The sequence below is a fragment of the Halorubrum sp. Atlit-26R genome (genome assembly GCF_003666015.1).
Lineage (GTDB): Archaea > Halobacteriota > Halobacteria > Halobacteriales > Haloferacaceae > Halorubrum.
The window spans coordinates 1-851 of the sequence record NZ_QPLT01000158.1; the positions used below are offsets into that span (position 1 = coordinate 1).

General features: G+C 58.5%; 1 protein-coding gene. It reads right to left on the reverse strand.

Annotated elements, in window-relative coordinates; translation table 11 throughout:
• Positions 1-29: 29 nt before the first annotated feature.
• The coding region (locus DVK07_RS19910) for an IS5-like element ISHla3 family transposase (protein ID WP_121598547.1) at positions 30-851 on the reverse strand (822 nt) is incomplete at its 5' end.

Below are 851 nucleotides of genomic sequence, written 5' to 3' on the forward strand. Positions count from 1 at the left end.
TGCTGTGTTGAATAGATGCTGAGTCGCGTTTACAGCGGCTCACACAGTGGTTCTATGTTGGTAATGGCGAACATCAAGACGATTTCACGGAACTGCCGATACCAGCCAAGCGCTCGCACGGCATCGCCGAGCGAGCGCTTGGTTGTCGAGTAGGATGTTTCGGCCATCCACCGCTGAGAGTAGCCCTTTGCCCGGTTCAGAGCGTTTTTCGCGGCTGCGTTCGCTGACGAGCCGCGATAATGAACGAGGTAATCGATGTCGTGTGCGGCGATTTCGTACTCGGTGTGCCAGTCTTGGAAGCCGTTGTCGGCGGCGACGGACTGCAGGTCGTCCGCGTTTCGGCGGACGACCTGCGGTCCCGTCTTCGTGTCATGCTTCCACCGAGCTGCGATGTGAACGTCGAGAACAGCTAGCGATACCACATCAGTCAATGTCGTCACTTTCAGCGTCTGTATCGTCCGTCCTGTCCGCTGGCGAAAGTACGATGACGCACGTCGCCGATCGAAGAACGTGCTGTCGAGCGCAGCGTGTCCGGACTGCGGGTGCTGCTGCGCGGAAACGCGCAGCAGCGCCCGCCATACCCACATTTTCAGCCGATCAAACGACTTGTAGATCGTGCTGTAGTCTGGGAGATCGTCTGGATCTAAGCCGAGTGCGTCACGAATCTCGGCCATATACTTCAGCCGATTCGGCGTTTCTCGGTAGCTGTGGCCGTCTTCGAGCCGAAGACAGTGTAGCACAACGTGTTTCCAGCGGGCGAACCCGCCGCTGGCGGGCTCGCCCGCGTGCTTTCCCAACGCTTGTTTGACTAGGCGACGACACTGCTCAACGAAGTCGAGGAGATCGACTTC